Annotated in this window: 5 protein-coding genes; all 5 read right to left on the minus strand. The window is 57.3% G+C overall.

All coding sequences use genetic code 11. From position 1 onward, the window contains the following. Positions 1 to 26 precede the first annotated feature (26 nt). Positions 27 to 644 carry a hypothetical protein gene (locus ABD892_RS02710; RefSeq protein ID WP_345193588.1) on the minus strand — a complete coding sequence of 206 codons (618 nt, stop codon included), beginning with the start codon at positions 642 to 644 and terminating at the stop codon, positions 27 to 29. A 9-nt stretch (positions 645 to 653) separates the two neighbouring features. Further along, positions 654 to 791 (minus strand): hypothetical protein, encoded by a 138-nt coding sequence (locus tag ABD892_RS02715; protein ID WP_345193590.1) that lies wholly within the window; start codon positions 789 to 791, stop codon positions 654 to 656. Further along, on the minus strand, positions 781 to 1,368 hold the full coding sequence (locus tag ABD892_RS02720; RefSeq protein ID WP_345193592.1) for a gp436 family protein: 588 nt from the start codon (positions 1,366 to 1,368) through the stop codon (positions 781 to 783). Before ABD892_RS02720 ends, ABD892_RS02715 begins: the two co-directional genes overlap by 11 nt. Continuing rightward, positions 1,368 to 1,544: a hypothetical protein gene (locus ABD892_RS02725; RefSeq protein WP_345193594.1), complete on the minus strand. Its 177-nt coding sequence runs from the start codon at positions 1,542 to 1,544 to the stop codon at positions 1,368 to 1,370. The genes ABD892_RS02720 and ABD892_RS02725 overlap by 1 nt, the downstream gene beginning before the upstream one ends. An 11-nt stretch (positions 1,545 to 1,555) precedes the next feature. Further along, positions 1,556 to 2,257, minus strand: a 702-nt coding sequence (locus tag ABD892_RS02730; protein ID WP_345193596.1) for a hypothetical protein, incomplete at its 5' end; no start/stop codon positions are given.

The following is a 2,257-nucleotide window of genomic DNA, read 5'->3' on the forward strand; positions in this document are numbered from 1 at the left end:
CTCCGTCGTAGCCGAAGGCCCGCCATTTAAAAGCTGCCCCCGTCCATATCGCAGTTGGTGAGCGACACATTGGAGATACCGCCGCCGGTAATGGTGGCGGCATTGTGATTTTGTAACGCCAGCGTCCCCAGGTTGAGACTGGTGCGGGCAGCATTGATATCGGTCAGGTCAGACAGGTTGAGGTTTTTATTCAGCCGGTTATCCAGTCCGGTTGTCAGTGCCGCCAGTTCGCTGTCATTGTCCTGCAGGGCCGTGGCCAGCTCATTCAGCGTATCCAGTGCGGCTGGCGCACCGGCTATCAGGTTATTGATAGCGTTGCTGATCCTGGTATCCACTTCGCCGGACGTAATGCTGCTACCGGAGGCAAGCGAAACCACACCCTCACCATCAATATTCAGCCCTGCGCCAATCTTGATACCGCCAAGATCCGTCGCCGTTGCGGTTGGTAAGCTGTAGTGGTTGGCATTGGTCTCAATACCGGCCAGTTTGTTATGGTCGGTCACTCCTCCGATGATCAGGATGGTATCGTTACTGGCCCCGATAAACAGGTGACCACTGACTTCCGAGTAGGCCAGCTCCCCTTCGGCCAGTGAGGCCGGGGTGCCGGTTATCTGGCTGCGCTTGATCCGGATGACGTTTGCCATGGTCTGTCCCTAAAAATAACCGCCGTTGATCACAATGTCGTTATTGTCCGGTATGACCAGCACCGTCCACTCACCGTTGTAGCGGGTGTATTGTCGGCCATCGGTGGGCGCATCACCGATATAGTCAGCATCGTGGTCATGGTGCATACCGATGGNTGAGATAACTGTCCAGTGTCGACAGATCCACACGTACCTGCCCGCCGTTCTGATCGGTAAAAACGAAATCGCTGCCTTCGAGTCGCGGCGATGTCAGTCCCGTCGAGGTGGCGGCTTCGCTGTTGGTCACCGGCATCGGTGTGGCCGTGCTCTCAAACGTGTTCATGGTGAACACCCGGTCAGTCCGGCTGCGGGTAACGGTGACGTCCATACCGGCAACCGGTGCTGCAGGCTCGTCTGCGGCACTCGGCAACGTAGCCTTGCCGGAGGCAAGATCACGAAGCATCGCCACCGCATCCTTGTAACGGTTGCGGACATCTTCGGTGACCCGGTTTTCATAGAGCCGATAACGGGCAATATCCGCACAGAGACGGGCCAGGATATCCGGCGCTGGATCAATCGGTGTGTCATACCGTGCCGCCAGATAGGTGTTGATCTCCTGACCAGCGTCGTCCAGCGTACGTTCCACCCGAACGGTATCGATCAAACCGGTGCGGTTTATGTCGGTCAGCTTTAACAGCTCCGTTTCCCCGAACCGGTCGATCAGGCCCTGCAAGGTGCAGTACATCAGTCAGACTGCTCCGGTGTTTTGGGCCTGGTGGTTTTTCTGCTGTCACTGGCAGGAACAACAGCACCCAACACAAGCAGCGTTTCAGCCTCAGCTTCCGTGAGTTTGATATTGGCCTCTGCCGGATAGAGCGTGCCGTTGTGCCTGACCGGATGCAGGGTTTTGTACTGGCTCATGCAACGCTCCTTCAGGCGATAATGTTTTCGATGAAGTAGGCGACATCAGGGCAGACAATCAGCTCATTGAGCGATTCCCCGACCCGAATGGCCTCACCGCCACGCAGGCCGATATTGCCATCGGGACGAGTACCAGCCACACGGCCGCCATGTTCGGCGGTAAAGCCAAAGGTGACGCCTTTACTCGGCTGGGCGTTCGGGTTGCGATAGATCAACGAGCAGTGATTTCCCCAGACCCGTTCCAGCTGCATCTCGTGACCGGGTCGCTGACTGTTGTAATAAGCTGCACCGACCAGAATTTCATCCAGCTCCAGCAGGTCCTTGACGAACGCCATGGGTACCAGACCATCGTCGGCCAGGGTGCCGTGAAAGGCTTTCACGACGCTTGGGTTACGACGCAGCTGGACGGATGCCTTGCGACTGATGACCATCAGGTTCGGGCGCTTGATCGGTGTCTCCAGTGCATCAACCAGCTGGATGATGGGCTTGCTGTCGGCATGGCTCCACTGGTCAGTGCCGGACAGTGTTTCCTTGTGGGTATAGTTGCCCTTGTCCTGTACCAGGGAGGCGACCCGCTGTTCACGTCCCAGCGCAATGACCTCGCTTAACAGCTCCACGGCATTGCCGCGAGGATCAAAGTTCGCCTGCATGTTGGCAGCGTTATCCAGATCCTGTTGCGGGATATGGTCTTCCAGGCCGTAGTCCAGCACGAA

Source organism: Kistimonas scapharcae, assembly GCF_039540975.1.
GTDB classification, from domain to species: domain Bacteria; phylum Pseudomonadota; class Gammaproteobacteria; order Pseudomonadales; family Endozoicomonadaceae; genus Kistimonas; species Kistimonas scapharcae.